Below are 26,475 nucleotides of genomic sequence, written 5' to 3' on the forward strand. Positions count from 1 at the left end.
CCCAAGGCTTGCCAATGCCGAAATCTGTAGACCGTATTCCGCCGATGCCGCGTATCCAGGCAATTGATCCGAAAAGCTCCGAACAGAGCTGGGAAAGCGCCTCGCAATTGCTGGCCGCGCTCAATGGAGCGCGCCTGGGCGCCTGGTATTGGGACATCGAGCGCGGGCAGATCAGCTGGTCCCGGGGTACGCAGGCGCTGTTCGGCTTCGATCCACGGCAACCGCTGCCCCATGACCTGGAATACCTCGACCTGCTGCCGCCAGAGGATCGTGCCAAAACCGTTCGTGCCTTTCACGCGGTCATTGGCGGTGCGCCACTGGAGCAGGCCATGCACCACCGCATCCGCTGGCCCGACGGCAGCCTGCACTGGCTGGAAATCAGCGGCAGCCTGTTGCCGGACAAGCATGGCCGGCCGCGGATGATCGGCGTGATCCGCGAGATTACTCACCAGCGCCAGCGTGAGCAGGCCTTGAGCAGCTCGGAAAAACGCTTCGCCACCCTGTTTCACCTGTGCCCGAACATGGTTCTGCTGACCCGTCAGGAAGACGGCCTGATTACCGAAGCCAACCAGTATTTCGAAAGCCTGTTCGGTTGGCCGGTGCAAAACGCGATCGGCCGCACCACCCTGGAACTGGGGCTGTGGGTGCATCCCGAGCAACGGGCCGATCTGGTCAAGGCCACTAAAGCCAAAGGCGATGTGGTCAGCATGGAAGTGCAGTTCCGCGCCAGCAACGGCCAGATCCATGACGGCATCCTAAGCGCGCAAAAAGTCGAGCTCGAAGGCCAGCCCTATCTGCTGAGCACCTTCCTCGACACCACCGAACGCAAAGTCGCCGAACATGCCCTCAAGGACAGCCAGGAACGCCTCGACCTGGCCCTGGATTCGGCGCAACTCGGCACCTGGGACTGGCACATTCCCAGCGGCATGCTCTACGGATCGGCACGGGCCGCCCAACTGCACGGCCTGGAAGCCAAACCCTTTCACGAATCCTTCGACGAGTTCTTCGAAGGCGTCCCCGGCGAAGAACGCGACACCATGCGCGACGCCTACCGCAGCCTGCGCGAAGGCCCGGCCGGCAACTATCAATTGACCTACCGCGTGCAATTGCCCGACGGCAGCTCACGCTACCTGGAAAGCCGCGCCCGCCTCTACCGCGATGACAACGGCGTGCCGGTGCGCATGGCCGGCACCTTGCTCGACATCACTGACCAGGTGGAGCGCGAACAACGGCTGGTGGCCTCCGAAGAAAAATTCGCCACGCTGTTCCAGGTCAGCCCCGATCCGATCTGCGTCACCCACCAGGACAGCGGCCAGTTCATCGAAATCAACTCCAGCTTCACCCAGACCTTCGGCTGGAGCACCGCCGATGTGATCGGCCGCAGCGCCGACGAAATCGGCCTGTGGGACGCCTCGGCGAAAAGCCTGCGACGGATCGAACAAGTGATCCGCGAACAAGGCCTGAACAACGTCGCCATTCTCGTCCAGCACAAGGACGGACAGGCCCTGACCTGCGTGATTTCCAGCCGCCAGATCAGCGTCGGCGACCAGCCCTGCATCGTCACCACGCTGCGCGACATCACCCAGCAACAACGCTCGGAAGCGGCGCTCAAGGCCAGTGAAGAGAAATTCGCCAAAGCCTTTCACTCCAGCCCTGACGCCATCACCATCACCGAACGCGACACAGGCCGCTATCTGGAGGTCAACGACGGTTTCTGCCGCCTGACCGGCTACCGCGCCGAGGAAGTGGTGGGCCGCACGGTGTACCAGGTCGGGATCTGGGCGGAAGAGAAACAACGCTCGGCGCTGCTGGCCGAATTGCAGATCAAGGGCCGGGTTCATCACCAGGAAATGCTCGGGCGCAACAAGCGCGGCGAACTGCTCACCGTCGAAGTCTCGGTGGAGCCGATCACCCTCAACGAAACCGCCTGCCTGCTGTTGACCGCGCGGGACGTGAGCCTGCTGAAAAACGCCGAAGCGCAGATTCGCCACCTGGCCTACCACGACCCACTGACCAACTTGCCCAACCGTGCCTTGCTGATGGACCGCCTGAGCCAGCAGATCGCCCTGCTCAAACGGCATAACCTGCGCGGTGCGCTGATGTTCCTCGACCTCGACCACTTCAAGCACATCAACGACTCCCTAGGGCACCCCGTAGGCGATACCGTGCTGAAAATCATCACCGCGCGCCTGGAGGCCAGCGTGCGCATGGAGGACACTGTTGCGCGCCTGGGGGGCGACGAATTCGTGGTGCTGCTCAGCGGTCTCGAAGGTTCGCGCAGCGAGGTCAGCGATCAGGTTCGCGAACTGGCCGACACCATCCGCGAACTGCTGTCCGAACCGATGTTCCTCGACGGCCAGCGCCTGCAAGTGACGCCAAGCATCGGCATTGCGCTGATCCCCGATCACGGCTCGACCCCGACCGACCTGCTCAAGCGCGCCGACATCGCGCTCTATCGCGCCAAGGACTCGGGGCGCAATACCGCGCAGATGTACCACAACACCATGCAGAAGGCCGCGAGCGAACGCCTGCGCATGGAAACCGACTTGCGCCTGGCCCTGTCCCGGGGCGAGTTTCGCGTGCATTACCAACCCCAGGTCGACGCCCGGGGCGACCGCATCGTCGGCGCCGAGGCCCTGGTACGCTGGAATCACCCGGAACTCGGCGCGCAGTCACCCACCGAGTTCATCAAGGTGCTGGAAGACAGCGGACTGATCCTGGAGGTCGGCACCTGGATCCTCGACGAAGCCTGCCAGGCCTTCAAGCAACTGATCGACCGAGGCCTGGTGAACCCGTACAAATTCAGCCTGTGTGTGAACATCAGCCCGCGCCAGTTCCGCCAGAACGATTTCGTTGAACGCGTTGAGAACAGCCTCGCCACTTATGGGCTGCCTTGCACCTTGCTGAAGCTGGAAATCACCGAAGGCATCGTGATCCAGAACCTGGAAGACACCATCAGCAAAATGCGCCGCCTGAAAAAACTCGGTGTGAGCTTCGCCATGGACGACTTCGGCACCGGCTATTCCTCGCTGACCTACCTCAAGCGTCTGCCGGTCGACACCCTGAAAATCGACCAGTCGTTCATCCGCGACGCCACCAGCGACCCGAACGACGCCGAGATCATCCGCGCCATCGTCGCCATGGCCCGCAGCCTGGACTTGAAAGTGATTGCCGAAGGGGTGGAAACAGCGGAGCAGCTTGAGTTCCTGCAAGGGCTGGAATGTCACTTCTACCAAGGGTATTTGCACAGCCCGCCACTGCCGGTGGAAGAATTTCAAAAACTCCTGAAGTGACGCGAACCCTGTAGGAGCTGCCGCAGGCTGCGGCAGCTCCTACAGGGCACAAAAAAGGGCGCCAATGGCGCCCTTTTTTTATTCCCGGACTCAGTGTTGCAGAGCCGGTTTTTGCGCCCCGTTGATCGGGATGCGCTTGGCTTTCGCCTCTTCCGGAATCACCCGAAGCAGGTCGATGCTCAACAGACCGTTGCTCAGGCCGGCAGCCTTGATCTCGATGTGGTCCGCCAGACGGAAGGACAGCTTGAACGCACGTTGCGCAATGCCCTGATACAGATAAGTGACGTCTTCGTTTGCGTCGCGTTTACCGCCACTGATGGTCAGCACACCCTTCTCGACTTCGAGCTCCAGGTCTTCTTCCTGGAAACCAGCCGCTGCGATGACAATACGGTATTGGTCGTCGCCATGTTTTTCCACGTTATAGGGTGGATAGCTGCTGCCTGGCTCATTGCGCAGGGCGGTTTCGAACAGGTCGTTGAAACGGTCGAAACCTACCGAGGAACGGAACAGTGGAGCCATGGAAAATGTAGTAGCCATGATTCAAATCTCCTGAAAACAATCAGCAAGGTTTTTTGTCTCCGCGACCCGAATTCGGCATCGCGTAACCCTTAGATAGGGACCGCTGATTGCATTTCAAGAGCTTATTTTCTGCTTTTTTTTAAAAGAGCTTCAGGCGGCTTCAGCCACCGGCAGCCCCAACAAGCGCGAGACGTTATCCAGTTCGGTCTCACGACGCAGGACGGTGAACAGCTCTACCGCCTCGGGATAATTGCGGGTCAGCATCGCCAGCCATTGCTTCAGGCGACCCGGCGATTGGCGTGGCGTCATCTGCGCCTTGGCCTGCTGCCAGAAGTCCTGGATCAGCGGCAGCAGCTCGTTCCAGGTCATCTCCACGACCTCTTCACCGGCCCGGGCAGCGGCGATCTGCTTCGCCAGATCGGGGCGCGAAACCAGGCCGCGACCGAGCATGATGTCTTCCACGCCACTGATCTCGCGGCAACGACGCCAGTCTTCGACGCTCCAGATATCACCATTGGCGAACACCGGCACCTTGACCACGTCCTGCACCCGCGGAATCCACTCCCAATGCGCCGGCGGCTTGTAGCCATCGACCTTGGTCCGCGCGTGCACCACGATGTGTTCCGCACCGCCTTCGGCCAGGGCCGTGGCACACACCAGCGAACCGTCCGGGCTGTCGAAGCCCAGGCGCATCTTGGCGGTGACCGGAATGTGCGCAGGGACGGCACGACGGACGTGCTCGACGATCTGGTTGAGCAGCTCGGGTTCCTTGAGCAGGACCGCGCCACCACGGGATTTGTTGACGGTCTTGGCCGGGCAGCCGAAGTTCAGGTCGATCACTTCGGAACCCAGCTCGCAAGCCAGCGCGGCATTTTCCGCCAGGCACACCGGATCGGAACCGAGCAGTTGCACACGCAGCGGCACGCCGGAGGCCGTCCGGGCACCGTTGAGCAGCTCCGGGCCGAACTTGTGGAAATAGGCAGGCGTCAGCAACTGGTCGTTGACCCGAATGAACTCGGTCACGCACCAGTCAATACCACCCACGCGGGTCAGCACATCGCGCAGGATGTCGTCGACCAACCCCTCCATGGGCGCCAAAGCAATTTGCATGAAAAACACACTCGAGGAAAAACGTGCGGCAGTTTACTGGGTTTCAGTCATGAAAAGGTAAACCCCTGTGTAGGAGCTGCCGAAGGCTGCGATCTTTTGATCTTGATTTTTTAAGATCAAAAGATCGCAGCCTTCGGCAGCTCCTACAAAGATTGTGTCAGGCTGGGGTGAGTAGCGCCGGGCCATAGCCTTCGATGAACTCCGTCGGCATGCGCTTGGGTTTGCCGGTGGACAGCTCAATGCAGACGAACGTGGTTTGCGCGCGCAGCAACGTTGCATTGTCGCTGGGGCGGATCAGCTGGAAGTGCCGGGTCATCTTCAGGCGCTGGTCCCAATCGACGATCCAGGTCGCCAATTGCAGCTCATCGCCTTCATAGGCCGCTGCCAGGTAATCGATCTCGTGGCGCACCACCGCCATCGCCCGGTCCAGCCGCCGGTATTCGACCAGATCCAGGCCAAGGCGTTGGGAGTGGCGCCAGGCGCAGCGCTCGAGCCAGGTCACGTAGACCGCGTTGTTCGCGTGTCCCAGCCCGTCAATGTCCTCGGCGTCCACTTGCAGATCAATGATAAATGGCGTTTCCCGATCCCAGCCCATGCCCCACTCCCGGTCAGATGATTTCGACCGGGGCAGTGTAACGGAAGCTCAAGCGGATTGGCGTGATTGCAGACTGCGACCGGCCAGCAGTGATAACACGCCATCAATCACTCGGGGGTCGGCCAATACGCGCTGATGACCACCCTCCTTCAAGCGCAGCAGGCGACTGTCGAACCACGCTTCGTGGATCAACTCCGACTCGTTGACCGGGACGAAGTCATCATCTTCGGCGTGAACGATCAGGCCGGGCATATCGAGTTGATAGTGCGCGACATCCAGCATCGCGGCGCGCATGCCGACATCATTCTCCACCTGGCGAATGAACGCCGAGCGAGCCTTCGGCGGCAGCCCCACATAACGGGCGAAACCACGCAGTACGCCGAGAATCCGCGCCGGAGCGGCAATGCTCACCAGGGTTTCTGTGCGCAACCCCAACTGGACCGCGAGCATGGCACTGGCGCCACCCATGGAGTGGCCGATGACCGCTTGCAGCGGGGGCAATTCGGAAGCGGCTTCAAGCATGGCGCGAGCAAACAGCACCACATTCGCCTCCCTGCCCGGTGAGCGGCCGTGGGCCGGACCATCCAGGGCGACAACCGAGTAACCGGCATCGACCAGCGCAGTGATGAGGCTGGCAAACTGCGTCGGCCGACCTTCCCAGCCGTGCATCAGCAGCACGGCCGGCCCCTGCCCCCAACGCAACGCCGACAGGCCAAACCGCAGGGTAATGCGCTCGGATCGCGCCAACAGCGGCAGTTCCCAGTCACGGGGCGGCAGGTCCCGCGGAGTCATGAAGGCCAGTCGCATTTTGCTCGCGACCAGTTTCGGGGCAAACCAGCCCAAGGTGCCATTAACGCCACGAACCCACTTTAACGCGCTCATCGCATTCTCCTCAGGCCGCAGCCTTCAGGGTCAACGCACTGCCGATTTGGCGGCGCGCAGTAATCGATCGGACAACTCTCCCGGCCCCAGCGCCCGCGCCAGAGCCAGCCCACCCACCATCAAGGCCATATCGGCCAGGGCTTTTTCGGTTTCTTCCGGACTGGCCGCCAATTGCGCGACCATCAATTCCACATGCTCATTCAGGGCGACACGAAACGCTTCCGGCAGCCGCCCCAGTTCGCCGACCGATGCCGGGATCGGACAGGCTGATTCGGAGGAGTCACGGTGTTTGCGCGACAGATAGAACGCAGCCACCAGCGCGCGGCGCTCTTCACCGGTCAACTCCGCGTCCATGTCGGCAATCAGGTCGCGGCGGTGACCGAGCAATTGCTTGAACGCCTCGAGCATCATCGCGTCCTTGCTTTCGAAGTGGGCGTAGAAGCCACCGACCGTCAGGCCCGCCGCCCCCATCACTTCGCCCACACTGGGCTCGGCCGGGCCACGCTGAATCAGCGCTGCGCTGGCAGCCTTGAGGATGCGTTCGCGGGTTTGAGCTTTTTTATCGTTCATCGTTGCCTCCGAATATTACGAATGAAATATTATTCTCATAATAAATTTTAGCAAGTCAAGGGCGTGACCGCTGGTCTGAAGAACAGTTTTTTTGGAAATGGAGGAATTTGGCCAAACGCCAGACAAACAAAAGGGCCATTCAATAATTGAATGACCCTTATAAATCCCGCAGAGCGGGTAATCGTGGCGTCCCCTAGGGGACTCGAACCCCTGTTACCGCCGTGAAAGGGCGGTGTCCTAGGCCACTAGACGAAGGGGACACAAACCCTTCTATACAACTGATCAGTGCTGAGAGCTGATCGATTCAAGGCCGGTGTGGCCAGACCTTGAACTGTAAAATTGGTGGAGCTAAGCGGGATCGAACCGCTGACCTCCTGCATGCCATGCAGGCGCTCTCCCAGCTGAGCTATAGCCCCGGATTTTTCGCCTCGCGGCGGAGCGACATCTTGCAACATCGCTTCTGTAAAACTGGCGTCCCCTAGGGGACTCGAACCCCTGTTACCGCCGTGAAAGGGCGGTGTCCTAGGCCACTAGACGAAGGGGACGCAAACCCTTCCATACAACTGATCAACGCTGAGTGTTGATCGCTTCAAGGCCGGTGTGGCCAGGCCTTGAAGTGTAAATTGGTGGAGCTAGACGGGATCGAACCGTCGACCTCTTGCATGCCATGCAAGCGCTCTCCCAGCTGAGCTATAGCCCCTCATCGTTGATGTCATCGCTGAGGACGGGGCGAATCTTAAGGGCGTATCGAAAGCCTGTCAAACTTATTTTTGAAATTTTTCAAAATTTTTTGTCGGCATAACAATCACTTACCGCCCTCCCCCCGGAAATTCGGGAGCTTTACACGCAACACAGACCTGTAGGAGCTGCCGAAGGCTGCGATCTTTCGACGTTGGCCTTTAAAAGATCGCAGCCTTCGGCAGCTCCTACAGGGAATCAGGAGCGTTTAGGCGATAGCGCCCAACAGCTTTTCCCACTCTTTGTTTTCTTTCTTCGACACACCGCCCAGCAGGTCGATGGCCTGGCGCAGACGGAATCGGGTCAGGTCCGGACCGAGGATTTCCATCGCATCGAGCACCGACACCGAGCTCGCCTGGCCGGTGATCGCGGCAAACATCAGCGGCATGGCATCACGCAGCTTCAGCTCCAGGGATTCGACTACAGCCTGAATGGTCGCGGTGATGCTGTCCTTCTCCCACTGACGCAGGCTTTCGAGCTTCCACAGGATCAACTGCATCAGCTGACGGACCTGATCACCCGACAGTTTCTTGGATTCGAACAGCTTGGCATCAGGATTCACGCCACCAGCAAAGAAGAAGCCGGCCAGCGGTGCCACCTGGCTGAAGGTTTCGACCCGACCCTGCACGTGCGGCGCGATCTTCATCATGTATTCGGAGTTGAATGCCCACTTCTGCACGCGCGCGGCGAACTCTTCCACCGGCAGGTCACGCAGCCACTGGCCATTCAGCCAGGACAGCTTCTCGATGTCGAAGATCGGCCCGCCGAGGGACACGCGCTTCAGATCGAAGTGGTCGACCATTTCCTGCAACGAGAACTTCTCGCGCTCGTCCGGCATCGACCAGCCCATGCGGCCCAGGTAGTTGAGCATCGCTTCCGGCATGAAGCCCATGCGCTCGTAGAACGTCACCGAGGTCGGGTTCTTGCGCTTGGACAGCTTGCTTTTGTCCGGGTTACGCAGCAACGGCATGTAGCACAGCTCCGGTTGTTCCCAGCCGAAGTACTCGTAAAGCAGGATCAGCTTCGGTGCCGATGGCAGCCACTCTTCGCCGCGCAATACATGGGTGATGCCCATCAGGTGATCGTCGACCACGTTGGCCAGGAAGTACGTCGGCAGGCCGTCGGTCTTCATCAGGACTTGCATGTCCATGCGGTCCCACGGGATTTCAACGTCGCCACGCAGCATGTCCGGCACCACGCAGACGCCTTCGCTCGGCACCTTCATGCGGATCACATGGGGTTCGCCAGCGGCAAGGCGACGGGCAACTTCTTCCTTGGACAGCAGCAGCGCGCGGCCGTCGTAACGCGGGGTTTCACCGCGAGCCATCTGCTCGGCGCGCATCTGGTCCAGCTCTTCGGCGGTGCAGAAGCACGGGAAGGCGTGCCCCATGTCGACCAGTTGCTGGCAATACTTCTGATAAATATCGCCGCGCTCGCTTTGCCGATACGGACCGTGCGGGCCGCCGACGTCCGGGCCTTCGCTCCAGTCGATCCCCAGCCAGCGCAAGGCGTCGAAAATCTGCTGCTCGGACTCACGGGTCGAACGCAATTGGTCGGTGTCTTCGATCCGCAGGATGAACTCACCGCCGTGCTGCTTGGCAAAGCAGTAGTTGAACAAGGCGATGTAGGCGGTACCTACGTGGGGATCCCCGGTAGGCGATGGCGCGATGCGAGTGCGGACGGTGGTCATGGCATGTCTCGAAAAGAAAAAAAGCGAAGTTCAAACTAGGCGCGAATGGTAACAGGCGACACCCGCCCGGCTCCAGCGAACAGGGCATTTAAGCCAAGGTTGCGTCTGTAACGCCCCTATGACGCGGTGAATGGCCGAATATCCGCCGATGGCATTTACCACTTATCGGCTGTATGCCAGATTTGCCTGCTGATAACTTCCCTTACAATTTCTCGACTACAGTTTGCCTCATGCCTGCCCAACTCAAGCGTCGCCTCTTTACATTCCTGCTGATGGTCCTGTTGATTGCCGGGGGCCTGTTTGCCCATTGGTTCTTCAAGGGGCGCTTTTATGAAAGCACCGACAACGCTTATGTCCAGGGCGAGATCACCCGTGTGTCGAGCCAGTTGGGCGCGCGCATCGATCAGGTGCTGGTGCAGGACAACCAGCATGTCGAGAAAGGCCAGTTGCTGATCAAACTCGAAGGCGACGACTTCCACCTCGCTGTCGATCGCGCCAATGCCGCCCTGGCCACCCGCCAGGCCGAGCGCCTGCAAGCCCAGAGCAAACTGACCCAGCAGGCCAGCCTGATTGCCTCCAGCGAAGCGCAAGTCGCATCCAGCCAGGCCAGCCTGGGCCGCTCGCAGATCGACCTGACCCGCGCCGAGACCTTGCGCAAACCCGGCTATGTCTCGGAAGAGCGGGTGACCACCCTCTCCGCCGAATCCCACATTGCCCGCTCGCAAGTGGCCAAGGCCCAGGCCGACGCACAAAGTCAGCGCCAGCAAGTCAACGCACTGACCGCCGAGATCAAACGCCTCGACGCGCAGATCGCCAACGCAAAAACCGACCTGGCCCAGGCCGAACTGAACCTGACCCGCAGCGAAATCCACGCCCCCATCAGCGGCCTGATCGGCCAGCGTGCCGCCCGCGAAGGCCAATACGTGCAGGCCGGCGCTTACCTGCTGTCGATCGTGCCTGACGAAGACATCTGGATTCAGGCCAACTTCAAGGAAACCCAGATCGGCCACATGCAGCCCGGCCAGAAAGCCGAGCTGACCTTCGACGCCTACAGCGATACGCCGATCGAAGCCCGCGTCGACAGCCTGTTCGCCGCCTCGGGCGCGCAGTTCAGCCTGTTGCCGCCAGACAATGCCACGGGCAACTTCACCAAAGTCGTACAACGGATTCCGGTAAAACTGACCTTCGCCGCCGACAATCCGTTGCGCGGCAAGATTCGTCCGGGCATGTCGGTGACCGCCAAGGTGAACATCAAGGATGCGCCTGAAGGCGTCACCCCCACAGTGAGCAGCAAAGACGCCGCTGACGATGGCCGGTGATCAACTGATCCGTCCGGTCGGCGAACCGACTCGGCGGGACTGGATCGCGGTGATGAGCGTGATGCTCGGCGCCTTCATGGCGGTGCTGGACATCCAGATCACCAATTCCTCGCTCAAGGATATCCAGGGCGCGCTGTCGGCGACCCTGGAGGAAGGTTCGTGGATTTCCACCTCCTACCTGGTGGCGGAGATCATCATGATCCCGCTCACCGCCTGGCTCGTGCAGTTGCTGTCGGCGCGACGCCTGGCGGTGTGGGTGTCCCTCGGCTTTCTCGCGGCCTCCCTGCTCTGCTCCATGGCCTGGAGCCTGGAGAGCATGATCGTGTTCCGCGCCCTGCAGGGGTTTACCGGCGGCGCGCTGATTCCGCTGGCGTTCACCCTGACCCTGATCAAGCTCCCGGAACACCACCGCGCCAAGGGCATGGCCATGTTCGCCATGACCGCCACGTTCGCACCCTCCATCGGCCCGACCCTCGGCGGCTGGCTGACGGAGAACTGGGGCTGGGAATACATCTTCTACATCAACATCCCGCCCGGCCTGATCATGATCGCCGGCCTGATGTACGGCCTGGAGAAGAAAGAAGCGCACTGGGAATTGCTGAAAAGCACCGACTACGCCGGCATTCTCACCCTCGGTGTCGGGCTCGGTTGTCTGCAGGTGTTCCTGGAGGAAGGCCATCGCAAGGACTGGCTGGAATCCAGCCTGATCGTGACCTTGGGCAGCATCGCGCTGGTCAGCCTGATCACCTTTGTCATCGTGCAGTTTTCCAAACCCAATCCGCTGATCAACCTCGGCATCCTCGGCAACCGCAACTTCGGCTTGTCCAGCATTTCCAGCGTCGGCATGGGGGTCGGGTTGTACGGCTCGATCTACCTGCTGCCGCTGTACCTGGCGCAAATCCAGAACTACAACGCCCTGCAGATCGGTGAAGTGATCATGTGGATGGGCGTGCCGCAGCTGTTTCTGATCCCGCTGGTGCCCAAACTGATGAAGTTCGTCTCGCCGAAATGGCTGTGTACATTGGGCTTCGGACTATTCGGGTTGGCGAGCTTCTCTTCGGGCGTGCTGAATCCGGACTTTGCCGGGCCGCAGTTCAATCAGATCCAGATCATCCGCGCCCTGGGCCAGCCGCTGATCATGGTCACCATCTCGCTGATCGCGACTTCCTACATCCTGCCCCAGGATGCAGGGTCGGCATCGAGCCTGTTCAACATCCTGCGCAACCTCGGCGGGGCCATCGGCATCGCCCTGCTCGCCACGCTGCTGGATGCGCGGACCAAGGTTTATTTTGATTACCTGCGTGAGTCCATCGTGCCGAGTAATCCGCAGGTGGCCGAGCGCATTGCCTCGTTGACCGACCGGTTAGGCAGTGAAACGGCGGCATTGGGCAAACTCAGCGAGATCGCGCATCAACAGGCGTCGATCATGGCCTACAACGATGCGTTTCATTTTGTCGGGATTGCGCTGGGGATCAGCATGCTGGCGGTGTTGCTGACCCGGAAATTACCGGCGGGGCTCAAGGCCCGCGAGGCCCATTGATACACCGCAACCTTGTGTAGGAGCTGCCGAAGGCTGCGATCTTTTGATCTTAAAAAATCAAGATCAAAAGATCGCAGCCTTCGGCAGCTCCTACAGGGGGCTCTATACCGCGATCAAGCGCTCGCGCAACTTGGTGATCTCGTCGCGCATCTGTGCCGCGGCTTCGAATTCCAGGTCGCGAGCGAGCTGGTACATCTTCTCCTCCAGCCCCTTGATGCGCTTGGCGATCTCGCCCGGTGAGCGCAATTCGGCTTCGTACTTGGCGTTTTCCTCGGCGGCCTTGGCCATGCCCTTGCGCTTCTTGCTGCGCGAACCGGGCACTGTGGCGCCTTCCATGATGTCGGCGACGTCCTTGAACACGCCTTTGGGCGTGATGCCATTGGCCAGGTTAAAAGCAATCTGCTTGTCGCGACGACGCTCGGTTTCGCCGATCGCCCGCTCCATGGAGCCGGTGATGCGATCGGCATACAGAATCGCCCGGCCATTGAGGTTACGCGCCGCCCGCCCGATGGTCTGGATCAGCGAGCGCTCGGAACGCAGGAAGCCTTCCTTGTCGGCATCGAGGATCGCCACCAGCGACACTTCCGGCATGTCCAGGCCTTCGCGCAACAGGTTGATGCCCACCAGCACATCGAAGGTACCCAGACGCAAGTCGCGGATGATTTCGACCCGCTCCACGGTGTCGATGTCCGAGTGCAGGTAGCGCACGCGCACGCCGTGGTCGGCCAGATAGTCGGTCAAGTCCTCGGCCATGCGCTTGGTCAGCGTCGTGACCAGTACCCGCTCTTCCAGAGCGACACGCTTGGTGATTTCCGACAGCAAGTCGTCGACCTGGGTCAGTGCCGGGCGGATCTCGATTTGCGGGTCCACCAGCCCGGTCGGGCGCACCACCATGTCAATCACGCGCCCGGCGTGCTCGGCTTCATAGTTGCCCGGCGTCGCCGAGACGAAAATCGTCTGCGGGCTGATGCTTTCCCATTCATCGAAACGCATCGGCCGGTTGTCCAGGGCCGAGGGCAGGCGGAAGCCGTATTCGACCAGGGTTTCCTTGCGCGAGCGGTCGCCCTTGTACATGGCGCCCACCTGCGGAACGCTGACGTGGGACTCGTCGATCACCAGCAAAGCATCGGCCGGCAGATAATCGTAAAGGGTTGGTGGCGCCGCGCCGGCTTCGCGACCGGACAGATAGCGCGAGTAGTTTTCGATGCCGTTGCAATAACCCAGTTCGAGGATCATCTCCAGATCGAAACGGGTGCGCTGCTCCAGACGCTGGGCTTCCACCAGCTTGTTGTTGGAGCGCAGGTATTCCAGGCGCTCCTGCAACTCGACCTTGATGCCTTCGACCGCGCCCATCAGGGTTTCCCGGGGCGTGACGTAGTGGCTCTTCGGGTAGAAGGTGAAGCGCGGCAACTTGCGAATGACTTCGCCAGTCAGCGGATCGAATGCCGACAGGCTTTCTACCTCATCGTCGAACAGCTCGATGCGAATCGCTTCGAAATCCGATTCCGCCGGGTGGATATCGATCACATCGCCGCGCACACGGAAGGTCGCCCGGGCGAATTCCATGTCGTTGCGGGTGTATTGCAGGTCGGCCAGGCGCCGCAGCAACTCACGCTGATCGAGCTTGTCGCCGCGATCCACGTGCAACACCATCTTCAGATAGGTTTCCGGGCTGCCCAGACCGTAGATGCAGGACACCGTGGTGACGATGATCGCGTCCTTGCGCTCGAGCAGTGCCTTGGTCGCCGATAGCCGCATCTGCTCGATGTGGTCGTTGATCGAAGCATCTTTCTCGATGAAGGTGTCCGAGGACGGCACGTAGGCTTCGGGTTGGTAGTAGTCGTAGTAGGAAACGAAATACTCCACCGCGTTGTTCGGGAAAAACGCCTTGAACTCGCCGTACAACTGCGCCGCCAGAGTCTTGTTCGGCGCCAGCACCAGCGTCGGGCGCTGCACCTGGGCGATCACGTTGGCGATGCTGAAGGTCTTGCCCGAGCCGGTCACACCGAGCAGCGTCTGGTGCGCCAGCCCGGCCTCGATGCCCTCGACCATCAGGCGGATGGCTTCCGGCTGATCGCCGGCGGGCTCGAAACGGGTGACTAGCTGGAATTCAGACATGAAATACCTCTGGATCACTCTTGCCGGACAAACCGGCACGAACGAGAAAGACCGCAAACGACCGATGTCGCCCGAGGAAAAAACTGGATTGTGCTCAATGTGGAGCCGATTGCCAGCGCTTTCAAGGCAAACGTCCTGCATCACGCAAAACCTTTGCCGAGACCAATCGACTGACGGTCGATAAATAATCGGAAAAACTTGCCTTAAAAGGTCAATCGCCTGTCGCCAGCCATCGCCGATGGCCTCTATACTAGCTCCCCGTTTGTGCACCGCTCTAGTGCATTCGGCTGGAGCGCGACACGTCCCTCCACTCTCCATTCAGAGCCGCCGCAATAATGAGCCTGTTCTCCGCTGTCGAAATGGCACCACGCGATCCAATCCTGGGCCTCAACGAAGCATTCAACGCCGATACCCGTACCAACAAGGTCAACCTGGGGGTCGGTGTTTACTGCAACGAGGAGGGGCGAATTCCACTCCTGCGCGCCGTTGTCGAAGCCGAAACGATCCGCGCCGCTCAACACGTTTCCCGTGGCTACCTGCCAATCGACGGCATCGCCGCCTACGACCAGGCCGTGCAAAAGCTGCTGTTCGGCAATGATTCGCCACTGCTCGCCGCTGGCCGCGTCATCACCACCCAGGCCGTTGGCGGTACTGGCGCTCTGAAAATCGGTGCCGATTTCCTCAAGCAACTGCTGCCGAACGCTGTCGTGGCGATCAGCGACCCGAGCTGGGAAAACCACCGCGCACTGTTCGAAACCGCCGGCTTCCCGGTGCAGAACTACCGCTACTACGACGCCGCGACTCACGACGTGAACCGTACCGGCATGCTGGAAGACCTGAACGCGCTGCCAAACGGCTCGATCATTGTGCTGCACGCCTGCTGCCACAACCCGACCGGCGTGGACCTGAGCCCGGCGGACTGGAAAAACGTCCTGGAAGTCGTTAAAGCCAAAGGCCACGTGCCGTTCCTCGACATGGCGTATCAAGGTTTCGGCGATGGCATCGACGAAGACGCCGCTGCCGTGCGCCTGTTCGCTGAGTCGGGCCTGACTTTCTTTGCCTCCAGCTCATTCTCCAAATCGTTCTCGCTGTACGGCGAGCGCGTGGGTGCCCTGTCGATCGTCAGCGAATCGAAAGAAGAAAGCGCGCGCGTGCTGTCGCAAGTCAAACGCGTGATCCGTACCAACTACTCCAACCCGCCGACCCACGGTGCCAGCGTTGTTGCTGCCGTGCTGAACAGCCCGGAACTGCGCGCCCAGTGGGAAGCCGAACTGGCCGAAATGCGCCTGCGCATTCGGGGCATGCGCACCCAGATGGTCGACCTGCTGGCAAAAAAAGCGCCTCAGCGCGATTTCAGCTTCGTCGGTCGTCAGTGCGGCATGTTCTCCTACTCCGGCTTGAGCGTTGAGCAAGTTCATCGCCTGCGCAACGAGTTCGGCATCTACGCCCTGGACACCGGCCGCATCTGCGTGGCTGCGCTGAACCAGAGCAACATCGAGGTGGTGACGGACGCGATTGTCCAGGTCATCTGATTCAGCCTTGAAATGAAAAACGGGAAGCCTTCGGGCTTCCCGTTTTTTATTCGCTTCAGATAATTTTCAAAGCAACGACCCAGCCCTCTAGACTGCACACATCTACCCTGTAGGAGCCGGCTTGCCGGCGATGGCAGTCTATCGGTCAACATGAATGCCCTTGGCTCTTCGCCGGCAAGCCGGCTCCTACAGGTTTTGTGTATGCCTGAGTATTCTGCGAGAACCCTTTATGAAAAACGATGACCTGCGCGCCGACCGCGATGACCTGGATGACCTGGATCACTTCATCCCCCGCGCCCCGGCCAAACGCGGCAACAACCTGGTAATGCAAGTCGCTGCCGGTGTATTCCTCGGCGGCCTGGCCCTGTGGCTGGTGCAACTGGGCGCCACGATGCTGTATGCCAAACTGATGCTTGGCACCATTACCTTCGGCGGTTAAGCCAGTTCGGTCGCACGCTGGCTGGCAGCGTCGTCGTAGGCGACATACAGCGATTCGGCAACCTGACTCTTGATCGCCTTGGTGCTTTCCAGCCCCAGGACGAAACCTTCGGCCTTGCCACCCGCGCGGTTCAATGCTTCAGCGGTGCCGGCCTGAGTGATGGCGTCGAACAACTTTTCGGCATGGGGGCCGACACCCTTGGGCAGGCTGATCTGAGAGATGCTCATGGGCGCACCCCTTGGTGTCGAGGCGGGAGGGTCAAATGATTCATGGCGCGTACCTTTTCGGCGAATGGCCGGCAGCGCGTGTCACCACTTCCGGGCAGCCATGGTAGACCTCCGGGGCGATCCTGGTAACCGTCAATCGCGGCTAAACCACCGCCCGTCCCGATAATTCGCTCCAATTGTTATTCGATGCTTGACTTCTCTTTTTGAATCAGTAAGATACGCGCCATTCCGCGATAGCTCAGTTGGTAGAGCAAGTGACTGTTAATCACTGGGTCCCTGGTTCGAGTCCAGGTCGTGGAGCCATACAAGGTTCCAGAGAAAGCTTCCAAAATCTCTGAAACTACCGAAAAGCCCGCCTTCTGGCGGGTTTTTTCGTTTTGGCGTTCCGTCGGATTCCGGTGGGTACCAGCCGTTTTAAGGGTAGAGTTTGGGATAAAGGTCAGTTCGATAAAAGGGAGTACCCTTATGTCGCGCACTACTGCTCCACTCTCCGACTCCGCTTGCCGTTCGGCCAAGCCCACAGACCGCGCCTACAAGCTTTTCGACGGCGACGGCCTTTACCTTCTAGTCCAACCCAATGGCCGTAAAGGCTGGCGGCTCCGTTACGTCAAACCTGACGGACGGGAAGGACTGACCTCATTCGGCAACTACCCCATCGTTGGCCTCGCCGATGCGCGCCGCAAGCGCTTGGAGATCAAGCGAATGCTGGCGGATAGCATTGATCCCATAGGAGCCAAGAACCAAGCCAAGACGCAAGCCCTGATCAAAGGCCGCACCTTTGAAAGCGTTGCCCTCGCCTGGCACAGGGAAATGTCAGCCAAGTGGGCACCAGACTATTCCAAGACAGTGATGAGCCGACTCAAAACCCACCTCTTCCCGCTGATCGGCGCCCGCGCCATTGTCGACCTTGATACCCACGACCTTATGCGGCCCCTGGACGCGATTAAGAAGCGCGGAACGATAGACATTGCTTTAAGGGTACAAAACTACCTGCAGAGCATCATGCGCGAGGCAAAGCGCCTCCGCCTTATCACCGTAAACCCTGCTTACGACCTCGTAGGCTCGATCAAAGCCTCGCGAGTCGTCCACCGCCCCGCTTTATCGTTATCGCGCTTGCCTGAATTGCAGGAACGGATCGACACCTATAAAGGCCGCGCACTTACCCGACTGACGGTCTTGCTGTCGCTGCATGTGTTTGTACGCTCCAGCGAACTGCGCTTCGCCCGCTGGAGCGAGTTCGACCTCAAGCGTGGCATCTGGGAAATACCCGACACGCGACCAGCGTTGGAAGGCGTACCCTTTTCCACAAGGGGCACGAAGATGGCAGGCGATATCCATCTTGTACCCTTATCGCCGCAAGCGGTCGCCCTGCTCGAGCAGATCCACGTAATCACTGGCAAATTTGACTTGGTGTTCGCAGGCGATACCAAGTCTTGGAAACCAATGTCCGAAAACACGGTGAACAGCGCGCTTCGGAAAATGGGGTACGACACCAAAACCGAGATCTGCGGGCATGGGTTTCGTTCGATGGCCTGCAGCGCACTGATCGAGTCGGGTTTGTGGACGGACACAGCCATCGAGCGACAGATGAGCCACAAGGAACGCAACAACGTCCGCGCCGCTTACATCCACAAGGCCGAGTTCATCGAGGAACGCAGGCTGATCATGAACTGGTGGAGTCGCTACCTGGAGGCTAATCAGCAGGAGCATGTCAGCCCACGCGAATTCGCCAATCAGACGGGTGCGAACGTCTCCCGACTAAAAGCAAAACGTGGCGCAACTGAGTAAGCGCTCGGTCCTCATATCTCAGTGATCCGTTTGTCCACGCGGGTCCATCCAAACAGGGCTGCAAAGCCGCCCTGTTTGGATGGACCTCACTTAAAAAATCTAAAGCCCACGCAATTGTCTGTGGAAAACCATTGATTTCCATCGGTGGATAATTTCATCCGCAGCCGCAGAACTCCCAACAATTCGAGCCTTGACCCGAATTCCCCACAGGCGTAAAAAAGGTCGGGCAAAGCGCTGTCGTTGACAGCAACCCAGGTAGCCAGAACCTTTAAGGCTACGCCACACCGTGGTGGTTCACCCAAAGTGCGATTAGCGTCCGGCGGCTCGCACGGTCACAGCGATGTGATGGATGCCTACTTTTACCAGTGTGCCCACTGCGGCAACTCATCCCCTTTCATAGCTGCTCTGCAGCAACCTATTCGCTTGGCCATTTCACTGCGCCAACCTGCGCCCGTCTCTTTCTCCCGGAAAGAGACGGGCGCTCCTACCGCTGCTGCAGCCCGCCTAGTACAAGGCTTTGCGGCATTCCCCCTCGTGACAATCGGCATGACAAATACCGAAGTCACCAGCAACAGCGATGCAGATGATGGTGCCGCAGCCCAGGGAATGGACTGCACCTGACTGACAGTCAGGCGCGCCCCGGTCATCGCCTCACTGCCTTCACCCGACTCAGGATCTCGCGGCACCGGTCTCGTCAGCCAGTGCAGCCTCTACCCGCCCACCGGTATCGGTGTTCAGGAGGCCAGATCATGAGATGCCCATGCTCCCGGTCGTAAAGAGCCGCCAGTCCCGCGTTAGTGGACAACCCTCACAGGTCGCAGGGGCCTTGATCCCTGATAACACTCAACATTCTTGGCGGGATGACGTGAGGGAAAGTTTCAACGGTTTGGCTTCGAGAGGAATTTGATCATGGCATTGGTCGGTAGAAGGAATGGGCGGAATTTTGGCTACGGCCGGCAATTGAGCTATGCCGGGCCATAGGCGTTGAAAGACCGGTTTGGCGGCTGGCATTACGGCACGGTCAAAGCGCACAGAGATCGGTGGTAAGCGGTAATCTCTGAAGGTGGGATAGCAGAAACAACTATTGCGCTGAGTTCACTGCACGCTAGGTAAAAATCGCTACGGTCTGGCGTGCCCACAATCCGGCCATGCCTCAAACAACACCGCCTGCAATGACAGGGCTGCAGATAGCCCGTCAAACACAGTTCTTCCCTGGAGCCAGTTGGCCGGAGCCACGAAGGGCGCAGCGGGATCAAACTGCTAAGTAATCTGGGCCAACGAGCTCATATCGATTTTCCTTTTTGAGACGATCCAGGCACGCAGGTATCAAGCAACATGAGTGTTCGCTGCAAGCTCATGCGCGGGCTCAGGCTTGATCTTGAACCAGAGGGCGTACATCGCTGGCAGGAACACCAGGGTCAGCACTGTGCCGGCAAACGTACCGCCAATCAGGGTGTACGCCAGCGTTCCCCAGAACACCGAATGGGTCAGCGGAATGAACGCCAGCATCGCCGCCAACGCCGTGAGAATCACTGGCCGTGCACGCTGCACAGTGGCTTCGACCACTGCGTCATAAGGCGACAGACCGGCTTGCTTATTAGAGTGAATCTGGCCAATGAGGATCAGCGTGTTGCGCATCAGAATCCCTGACAAGGCAATCAATCCCACCAAGGCGTTGATCCCGAACGGCTGCTGGAACAGCAGCAGAATTGGCACCACACCAATCAGGCCCAAAGGCGCGGTGGCGAACACCATCATCATTGCCGACATCGAGCGCACCTGAATGATGATGGTCAGCAACATCAGCGCGATCATGATCGGGAACAACGGCAGCAATGCCTTGTTTGCTTTACCCGACTCCTCGATCGCGCCGGCAAACTCAATGCGGTAGCCCGCCGGCAGCTTTTCGATGATGGGTTGCAACTGCGTTATCAAGGCGTTGGAGACATCGGGAGGCTGAAGACCTTCAGCCACGTCACCGCGCACGGTGATGGTCGGCGTCCGATCACGACGCCGCAGGATGGGCTCCTCCATGCGCACATCCACCGCCCCTACCTGGGACAGCGACACACGCTGGCCTTGGACGCCGGTCAGCGTGAAGGCGGCAATTTTCGACGGATCCAGACGGGTTTCACCCGCCGAGCGAGCCACCACCTGAACCGAACGAATGTCCTCACGCACCTCGGTGACAGGCACCCCCGTAAGCAGGAATTGCAGCTGTTGCGCGACATCGGTCGAGGTCAAGCCGAATGCTTGCAGGCGATCCTGATCCAGCGTGAGATGAAGTGCCGGTGCGCGCTCGCCCAAGTCGGTGTTGACGGTCCTCATCAGGGGGCTGACGCTCATGACCGCACGCACCTGCGCGGCGATATCTCGTAACACCGTGGGGTCGGCGCCCATCACCCGAAAGGCCACCGGATACGGTGAATAAGGACCAAATACCAACTGCGTCACCCGCACCCGAGCTTCAGGCGCCAAGCCATCGGCCGCCGCTTGTCTGAGGCGGAGCTTGAGCGCCTCACGCTCTTGCTGATTCGCGGTCAGGACGACGATTTTTGCGAAGGATGGATCGGGTAGTTCAGGGGCCATCGCCAAGTAGAAGCGCGGCGCGCCCTGGCCAATGTAAGCAGTGACGATCTTGGCCTCCGGCTGCTGAGCCAACCACGCCTCGACCTTGGCCGCCGCCACATCAGTCTGTTCGATAGAGGTGCCGTAAGGCATCTGCACCTCAACCAGCACCTCAGGTCGGTCGGACGTAGGGAAGAACTGCTTGTTGACCACGCCCATGCCCAAAATCGCAACAACAAACAAGCCCACGACGGATGTCGCCACCAGGCCTTTGCGGCGGATCACACTGCCCAGCAGGCGCCTGAAACGCTGGTAGTTCGGTGTACCGTAAATCGCCGTATGCCCGCCTTCAGGCACCTTGATCTGCGGCAGCAGTTTGACGCCCAGGTAAGGTGTAAACACCACGGCCACCACCCAGGAAGTGATCAGCGCGATGCCAACGATCCAGAACATGTTCGCGGTGTACTCACCAGCGGTCGACTTGGCAAAACCGTTGGGCATAAAGCCGATCGCCGTCACCAACGTTCCCGACAACATCGGCGCGGCCGTGTGGCTCCAGGCATAAGCGGAGGCCTTGATTCGGTCGTAGCCCTCCTCCATCTTCACCACCATCATTTCAATGGCAATGATTGCATCGTCCACCAGCAGTCCCAGCGACAGAATCAACGAGCCCAGGGTAATTCGATCGAAGTCTTTGCCCGTGGCCGCCATGACAATGAACACGGCCGCCAGGGTCAGCGGCACCGCCGCGGCAACCACAACGCCGACACGCCAGCCCATGCTGAGAAAACACACCAGCAGCACCACGCCCAAGGCAGCAAAAAACTTCACCATGAACTCGTTGACGGAGGCGCCAATATTCACCGCCTGATCCGTGACCTTGGTCAGGCTCATGCCCAAAGGCATCTGCTCGTTGATCGCTGTGGCCTCAGCGTCCAGCGACTTCCCCAAATCCAGGCCGTTCCAGCCGTCGCGCATGACCACGCCGAGCAACAGTGCCGGCTCGCCGTTGTTGCGTACCAGGAACGTCGCGGGGTCCTCATAACCACGCTTGACCTCAGCCACATCGGACAACTTGAGGGTTCTGCCTTGCACCGTCAGTGGGGTATTACGAATCTTCTGCAGGTCATCAAACGCGCCATCCAGGCGGATGAAAACCTGTGGGCCCTTCGCTTCTACCGAACCTGCCGGGGTTATCATGTTTTGCGTGTTCAACGCACTGAAGATGTCTCGTGCGGAAATGCCCAGTGTCGCCAAACGCTCGTAGGACAGCTCGACAAAAATGCGCTCGGCCTGTTCACCGATGATGTTGACCTTCTTCACACCCGCCACATGCAGCAGACGCTGGCGCAAGCTCTCGGCTTCGCGCACCAACAGACGTTGGGGCTCGCCCTTGGCCTTGAGCGCATAGAGCGCGAAGGTGACATCGGAATACTCATCATTGACCATCGGGCCGATCACCCCGGACGGCAACCCCTTCTGCTCATCCAGGATTTTCTTGCGCGCCTGGTAAAACTCCTCCTGGACGGCTGAGGGCGGCGTGCTATCGAGCAGATAAACCGTGGTGAATGCCAAGCCGGGCCGGGTAAAGGTCTCGGTCCGATCGTACCAACGCAGTTCCTGCATGCGTTTTTCCAGCTTTTCTACCACCTGGTCTTGCATCTCCTTGGCCGTCGCCCCAGGCCAGGCAGTGACCACCGTCATTTGTTTAATGGTGAATGCGGGGTCTTCCGCACGCCCCAGTTTGAAGAAGGCGTACAACCCACCCACAGAAATCAGCAGGATCAAAAACAGGGTGATTGAGCGCTCGCGTACGGCCAGCGCCGAAAGATTGAAGCCGCTCATCGACTTACCTCAACCACTGAATTTTGCGGAGCATCGGCGAGTTCAGTCCTGACCTTCTCTCCCTCGCTCAGCAAGTGAGCACCCAATGCGACAACTCGATCACCCACCTGCAGATCCCCCGTCACGCGCACGCTGGCCTCATTATTCAGGCCGCGAACCTTGATCGGGCGCCATGCCACCTGCTCAGCTTCCCCGCCCACCACCCAGACCCCCGGGCCTTTACCAGCGTCGTAGAGGGCCCCCATGGGCACCTGTAATTCCTTGGCATCAGCAACATCCGTGTCAGCGATAACCACTGAGATCGTCGAACCCAGGGTGGCGTTGGAGAGTGCCCCCTCCAGCACATAACGCGCTTCAAACGTTCGGGTCTGTCGGTCGGCAGAGTCGGACAACTGGCGTAAACGCGCTTTACCTGCAGTTTGGTGCTGGCCGTATAGCTCAACCGTCGCCGCCGAGCCCAGCGCAGGACGTAGCGTCTCGGGTAACTGGATCACGGCCTCGCGCTGCCCTGAATGGGCAACGCGTACCACCACCTGCCCTGCGCCAACTACCTGCCCCGGCTCCGCCAAGGTATCCACTACCACCCCGTCAGCATCCGCCAGCAACGTCGAATAACCGGTCGCGTTTTTCGCCACATCAGCCTGGGCCTGGGCAGCGTTGAGTTGGGCTTTCGCCGAGTCGGCAGCTGCTTTGAACCCTGCGTAAGCTGAAGCAGATACCGCTCCGACGGACACCAGATCACGGTAGCGAAGCTCGTCATCGGAGGCCTGCCGAGCTCGGGCCATGGCAGCCAGTACCGCTTCCTGCTGTGCCCGCGCGGTCAGCGTCAGGTCGTTGGCATCGATTCGCATAAGTGGCTGCCCGGGCTTGACACTCTGCCCAGAGTCCACCAAGCGCTCCAAGACTTTCCCAGGCACCCGAAAACCGAGATCGCTCTGAACTCGAGCCGCGACGATACCGGTGAATACCCGTGCCGCAGGTGCTGAGGGTTGAACCACACCAATGCGCACCAAGGGCATCTGGAGACGAGGATCTGCAGGCGTGGCCTCGTTGCAGGCCGTCAGGGCAAACGGCAACAAGCCAATGAAAATGAATGACAGGTAGGGGCGCTGGATCATAGAGACCTCTCAGTAGCGGATGCCCCATGCTTATTCAAGTGACCATTTCTGTCAATAGTCACCTTCTAAGCAAATGAACGTCGCCCTATTGATCAGAGCAACGCAGAAAGGTTAGAGATCCAGTTTTTCAGGCGCGCACGTTGATACGGATGGCAGCGCATCCGTCAGCTGCGGCTTAAGGCATCAGGCTGCGCAGAACAAGATTGGAGATGAGCGAAGGGGCTTCTTCAACAAAATCGAGGTTGTGCTGCAAGAGCAAAGGATTGATGAAGGGACGCAGAGCAAGATGAATCGCTTCTACTGTCTCGTCCAACGGTGTCTTGCGTTCAAACTCACCGAGCTCTCGCCCCTCACGCACGATTTGCAACACGAAGCTCTTGATCTGAGCGTCATAGACTTGTGAGCTGGGCCATCGCTCCGACGCGGCGAACGCTGCGATGTCGTAGAGTTTACGATCGTTAAAGAACAGGCTCACACCTGTAGCGATTAAGGTTTTGACCAATCGCCGAAAACGCTCAGTCGGCGAGATGCCGTCTGCATTGATGGCCTGCTCCACAGCTGCAACGATTTCCGTCAGGCAATTGGTACAGATAGCGTTACCAATCGCCTGCTTGGATTCAAAGAACTTGTAGATGTAAGCCTTGGAAAAACCGATGGCCTTGGCTAGGTCAGAAACCGTTGTTTTGCCGTAACCGTACTGACTGAAATGCTCGTTGGCCGCCGCGACAATCTGGTCTCGGATGTCGTGATCGGCTGGGCCACGGGCGCTGGGCGAAGAAACGGATGGCTGATTCATGCGAGCAGCTTACTCATCCCAAAGGTGGTTGACAACTTGTGACCAAATTGTAATATCGTCACCAACCGACCCTTTCGCAGGTATCGCATGCACCCTCCTCCTCGTTTCGCCGTCTTACTGTGTTTGGGTATGGTTGCAGGTTGCGCAGTGGGCCCCGACTACTCAGAACCCAGTGTGGAATTACCCGAGCACTTCTCGGCGCAAACGTCCAAGGCACGACAAGTGGCCGCCGCAAATGCCGATCTCGCCGCTTGGTGGAACGCATTTAATGACCCGGTACTCAGTCAGCTGATAAATCGAGCACTTGAACAGAACCTCGATTTAGCCCAGGCAAGCGCAAGGATCGATCAGGCTCGCGCCGGTTTGGGCGCAGCTAACGCAGCCCTCCTGCCGTCGGCTACCGTCAACGGTCAAGCGGCCCGAGCCCGTCAGTCATTGGAGACTCCGTTGGGCCAAGTGCTGAATTCAGACCCTTCCTATAATCGCTACGGCAGTGCCTATGAGGCGAATTTGAATGCCGGCTGGGAGCTGGATGTGTTTGGCGGGTTGCGCCGAGGTAAAGAAGCCGCCTTCGCCAATTATCAGGCCTCGCAAGCCGGAGCGATTGCCACACGCCTGGCAGTGGTCGCGCAGACAGCCGATCTTTACATCAGCATCCGTGGCCTGCAAGCACGCCTGGAAATTGCCCGGCAGCAAATAGACACACGACAACAACTGCTCACCACCATCGAACACCTCTATGCAAAAGGACTGGCAGCTGAACTGCAGTTGAACCAGACCCAAGGCGCGCTGAATCAAGCGCAGGCTAACGTTCCGGTACTGCAAGCCGGCCTTGACGCGTCAATGAATGCGCTGGATGTCATGTTGGGCAAGGCGCCCGGCACTTATAGCGCGCAGTTGACTAAGCCGGCGCCCATCCCTGATGTGCCAGGCCTCACGGACATGGGGGCTCCGGCCGACCTGCTGCGTCGGCGTCCAGACTTGATCGTTGCTGAGCGCCGTCTTGCGGCATCCAACGCACGCATCGGCGAAGCCATGTCCGAGTACTACCCCAAACTGTCTGTGGGGGCGCTGCTCGGCAGTGCCACCTCGGTATCCAGCGCAAACCTGTTCAGCAACGGCGCCAGTCAGGCTTCGGCGGCACTGGGATTACGCTGGAGGCTGTTCGATTTTGGCCGCATCAACGCTCAAATTGATTTGGCGAAAGGCCAAGAAGCCGAAGCCTTAGCCGCTTACCGCCAGTCCGTTCTGCGGGCCTGCGAAGATGTCGAAAGCGCTTTTTCGGCGCTGATCAACCGCGAGCAACAATCGACACAACTCGCCCAGGGCGAGTCGGCGTATGCGAAAGCCCGAGCGACGTCGTTTGTCGCCTATGAAAAAGGCGTGGTCAGCCTGATCGAAGTACTGGATGCCGATGAACACCTTTTAGCGGCATCTGATGGCAGAGCTCAGGCACAAACTGAATCGGCTCGCGCTGCAGTGGCCACGTTCAAAGCATTGGGAGGTGGCTGGCAGCGAGACGACTCAGATGCTCGCGTTGTCTCAAAAAGAGCGGGAACTCGAATTTTTTTTCCTGATCCAGGGATATCGAAAGAACTCCAATAAAATACGGGCTGGATTAGGATAGTCGTAGGGATATATATACTAAAAAACAGAATAATTTCATTGTAGAACAAATGCTTATTTTTCTGTTCGAGTCCAGGTCGTGGAGCCAGACAGCAACACCGAAAAGCCCCTGAATCGAAAGATCCAGGGGCTTTTTTGTGGCCGATGACTCGCCGGGTTATT

Annotated in this window: 18 protein-coding genes, 5 tRNA genes and 1 pseudogene; 9 read left to right on the forward strand and 15 right to left on the reverse strand. The window is 59.4% G+C overall.

What is annotated here, in order from left to right:
* Positions 1-14 precede the first annotated feature (14 nt).
* Positions 15-3,293 (forward strand): PAS domain S-box protein, encoded by a 3,279-nt coding sequence (locus CD175_RS15990; protein ID WP_104449646.1) that lies wholly within the window; start codon positions 15-17, stop codon positions 3,291-3,293.
* Between the two features lie 90 nt (positions 3,294-3,383).
* Here CD175_RS15990 and CD175_RS15995 read toward each other — a convergent pair whose 3' ends face one another.
* From CD175_RS15995 to gltX, 10 genes are all read right to left on the reverse strand, one after another.
* Positions 3,384-3,830: an Hsp20 family protein gene (locus CD175_RS15995; RefSeq protein WP_007978681.1), complete on the reverse strand. Its 447-nt coding sequence runs from the start codon at positions 3,828-3,830 to the stop codon at positions 3,384-3,386.
* 132 nt (positions 3,831-3,962) lie between these two features.
* Entirely contained in the window at positions 3,963-4,922 is a 960-nt protein-coding gene (locus CD175_RS16000) for a tRNA dihydrouridine synthase (protein WP_104449647.1), read from the reverse strand.
* A gap of 157 nt (positions 4,923-5,079) precedes the next feature.
* A complete protein-coding gene (locus tag CD175_RS16005) occupies positions 5,080-5,517 on the reverse strand; it encodes an acyl-CoA thioesterase (protein WP_104449648.1) in 438 nt (145 codons plus the stop codon).
* 48 nt (positions 5,518-5,565) lie between these two features.
* Positions 5,566-6,399, reverse strand: coding sequence for an alpha/beta fold hydrolase (locus CD175_RS16010; protein ID WP_104449649.1), 834 nt, complete (start codon positions 6,397-6,399; stop codon positions 5,566-5,568).
* Positions 6,400-6,429: 30 nt separating this feature from the next.
* On the reverse strand, positions 6,430-6,969 hold the full coding sequence (locus CD175_RS16015) for a TetR/AcrR family transcriptional regulator (protein ID WP_102701165.1): 540 nt from the start codon (positions 6,967-6,969) through the stop codon (positions 6,430-6,432).
* A 184-nt stretch (positions 6,970-7,153) separates the two neighbouring features.
* Positions 7,154-7,229 (reverse strand) — tRNA-Glu (locus CD175_RS16020).
* Between the two features lie 80 nt (positions 7,230-7,309).
* Positions 7,310-7,385 (reverse strand) — tRNA-Ala (locus tag CD175_RS16025).
* Positions 7,386-7,438: 53 nt separating this feature from the next.
* Positions 7,439-7,514 (reverse strand) — tRNA-Glu (locus CD175_RS16030).
* 79 nt (positions 7,515-7,593) lie between these two features.
* Positions 7,594-7,669 (reverse strand) — tRNA-Ala (locus tag CD175_RS16035).
* A 246-nt stretch (positions 7,670-7,915) separates the two neighbouring features.
* A complete protein-coding gene (gltX, locus tag CD175_RS16040; RefSeq protein WP_104449650.1) occupies positions 7,916-9,397 on the reverse strand; it encodes a glutamate--tRNA ligase in 1,482 nt (493 codons plus the stop codon).
* Positions 9,398-9,627: 230 nt separating this feature from the next.
* On the opposite strand from gltX, the gene CD175_RS16045 reads away from it, so the two are divergent.
* Complete coding sequence (locus CD175_RS16045) at positions 9,628-10,716, forward strand: HlyD family secretion protein (protein ID WP_104449651.1); 1,089 nt, start codon at positions 9,628-9,630, stop codon at positions 10,714-10,716.
* Positions 10,706-12,256: an MDR family MFS transporter gene (locus tag CD175_RS16050; RefSeq protein WP_104449652.1), complete on the forward strand. Its 1,551-nt coding sequence runs from the start codon at positions 10,706-10,708 to the stop codon at positions 12,254-12,256. Before CD175_RS16045 ends, CD175_RS16050 begins: the two co-directional genes overlap by 11 nt.
* A gap of 102 nt (positions 12,257-12,358) precedes the next feature.
* On the opposite strand, the gene uvrB is transcribed toward CD175_RS16050, so the two are convergent.
* Positions 12,359-14,374, reverse strand: coding sequence for an excinuclease ABC subunit UvrB (uvrB, locus tag CD175_RS16055; protein ID WP_104449653.1), 2,016 nt, complete (start codon positions 14,372-14,374; stop codon positions 12,359-12,361).
* 335 nt (positions 14,375-14,709) lie between these two features.
* Here uvrB and CD175_RS16060 point away from each other — a divergent pair, with 335 nt between their 5' ends.
* Together CD175_RS16060 and CD175_RS16065 are read left to right on the forward strand one after the other, a co-directional pair.
* The gene (locus CD175_RS16060; RefSeq protein ID WP_007978664.1) at positions 14,710-15,906 is read left to right on the forward strand and encodes an amino acid aminotransferase; all 1,197 of its coding nucleotides are present in this window, start codon (positions 14,710-14,712) and stop codon (positions 15,904-15,906) included.
* Positions 15,907-16,135: 229 nt separating this feature from the next.
* Entirely contained in the window at positions 16,136-16,345 is a 210-nt protein-coding gene (locus CD175_RS16065; protein WP_104449654.1) for a hypothetical protein, read from the forward strand.
* Here the strand turns inward: CD175_RS16065 and CD175_RS16070 are convergent.
* Complete coding sequence (locus tag CD175_RS16070) at positions 16,342-16,572, reverse strand: hypothetical protein (RefSeq protein ID WP_007978659.1); 231 nt, start codon at positions 16,570-16,572, stop codon at positions 16,342-16,344. The genes CD175_RS16065 and CD175_RS16070 overlap by 4 nt on opposite strands.
* 227 nt (positions 16,573-16,799) lie before the next feature.
* Here CD175_RS16070 and CD175_RS16075 point away from each other — a divergent pair.
* The 3 genes and pseudogenes from CD175_RS16075 to CD175_RS16090 form a co-directional block, all read left to right on the forward strand.
* Positions 16,800-16,875: transfer RNA gene (locus CD175_RS16075), tRNA-Asn, on the forward strand.
* Between the two features lie 162 nt (positions 16,876-17,037).
* On the forward strand, positions 17,038-18,360 hold the full coding sequence (locus CD175_RS16080) for a tyrosine-type recombinase/integrase (RefSeq protein ID WP_104449655.1): 1,323 nt from the start codon (positions 17,038-17,040) through the stop codon (positions 18,358-18,360).
* 909 nt (positions 18,361-19,269) lie between these two features.
* A pseudogene (locus CD175_RS16090) lies at positions 19,270-19,404 on the forward strand (integrase); the annotation flags it as partial.
* A gap of 282 nt (positions 19,405-19,686) precedes the next feature.
* Here the strand turns inward: CD175_RS16090 and CD175_RS16100 are convergent.
* From CD175_RS16100 to CD175_RS16110, 3 genes are all read right to left on the reverse strand, one after another.
* Positions 19,687-22,773, reverse strand: a complete 3,087-nt coding sequence (locus CD175_RS16100) for an efflux RND transporter permease subunit (protein ID WP_104449657.1) — start codon at positions 22,771-22,773, stop codon at positions 19,687-19,689.
* On the reverse strand, positions 22,770-23,891 hold the full coding sequence (locus CD175_RS16105) for an efflux RND transporter periplasmic adaptor subunit (RefSeq protein ID WP_104449658.1): 1,122 nt from the start codon (positions 23,889-23,891) through the stop codon (positions 22,770-22,772). The genes CD175_RS16100 and CD175_RS16105 overlap by 4 nt, the downstream gene beginning before the upstream one ends.
* Before the next feature lie 175 nt (positions 23,892-24,066).
* Positions 24,067-24,687, reverse strand: coding sequence for a TetR/AcrR family transcriptional regulator (locus tag CD175_RS16110; RefSeq protein WP_104449659.1), 621 nt, complete (start codon positions 24,685-24,687; stop codon positions 24,067-24,069).
* 87 nt (positions 24,688-24,774) lie between these two features.
* Here CD175_RS16110 and CD175_RS16115 point away from each other — a divergent pair, with 87 nt between their 5' ends.
* Positions 24,775-26,292, forward strand: coding sequence for an efflux transporter outer membrane subunit (locus tag CD175_RS16115; protein WP_104449660.1), 1,518 nt, complete (start codon positions 24,775-24,777; stop codon positions 26,290-26,292).
* Positions 26,293-26,475: the final 183 nt, after the last annotated feature.

Source organism: Pseudomonas laurylsulfatiphila (assembly GCF_002934665.1).
Taxonomy (GTDB): domain Bacteria; phylum Pseudomonadota; class Gammaproteobacteria; order Pseudomonadales; family Pseudomonadaceae; genus Aquipseudomonas; species Aquipseudomonas laurylsulfatiphila.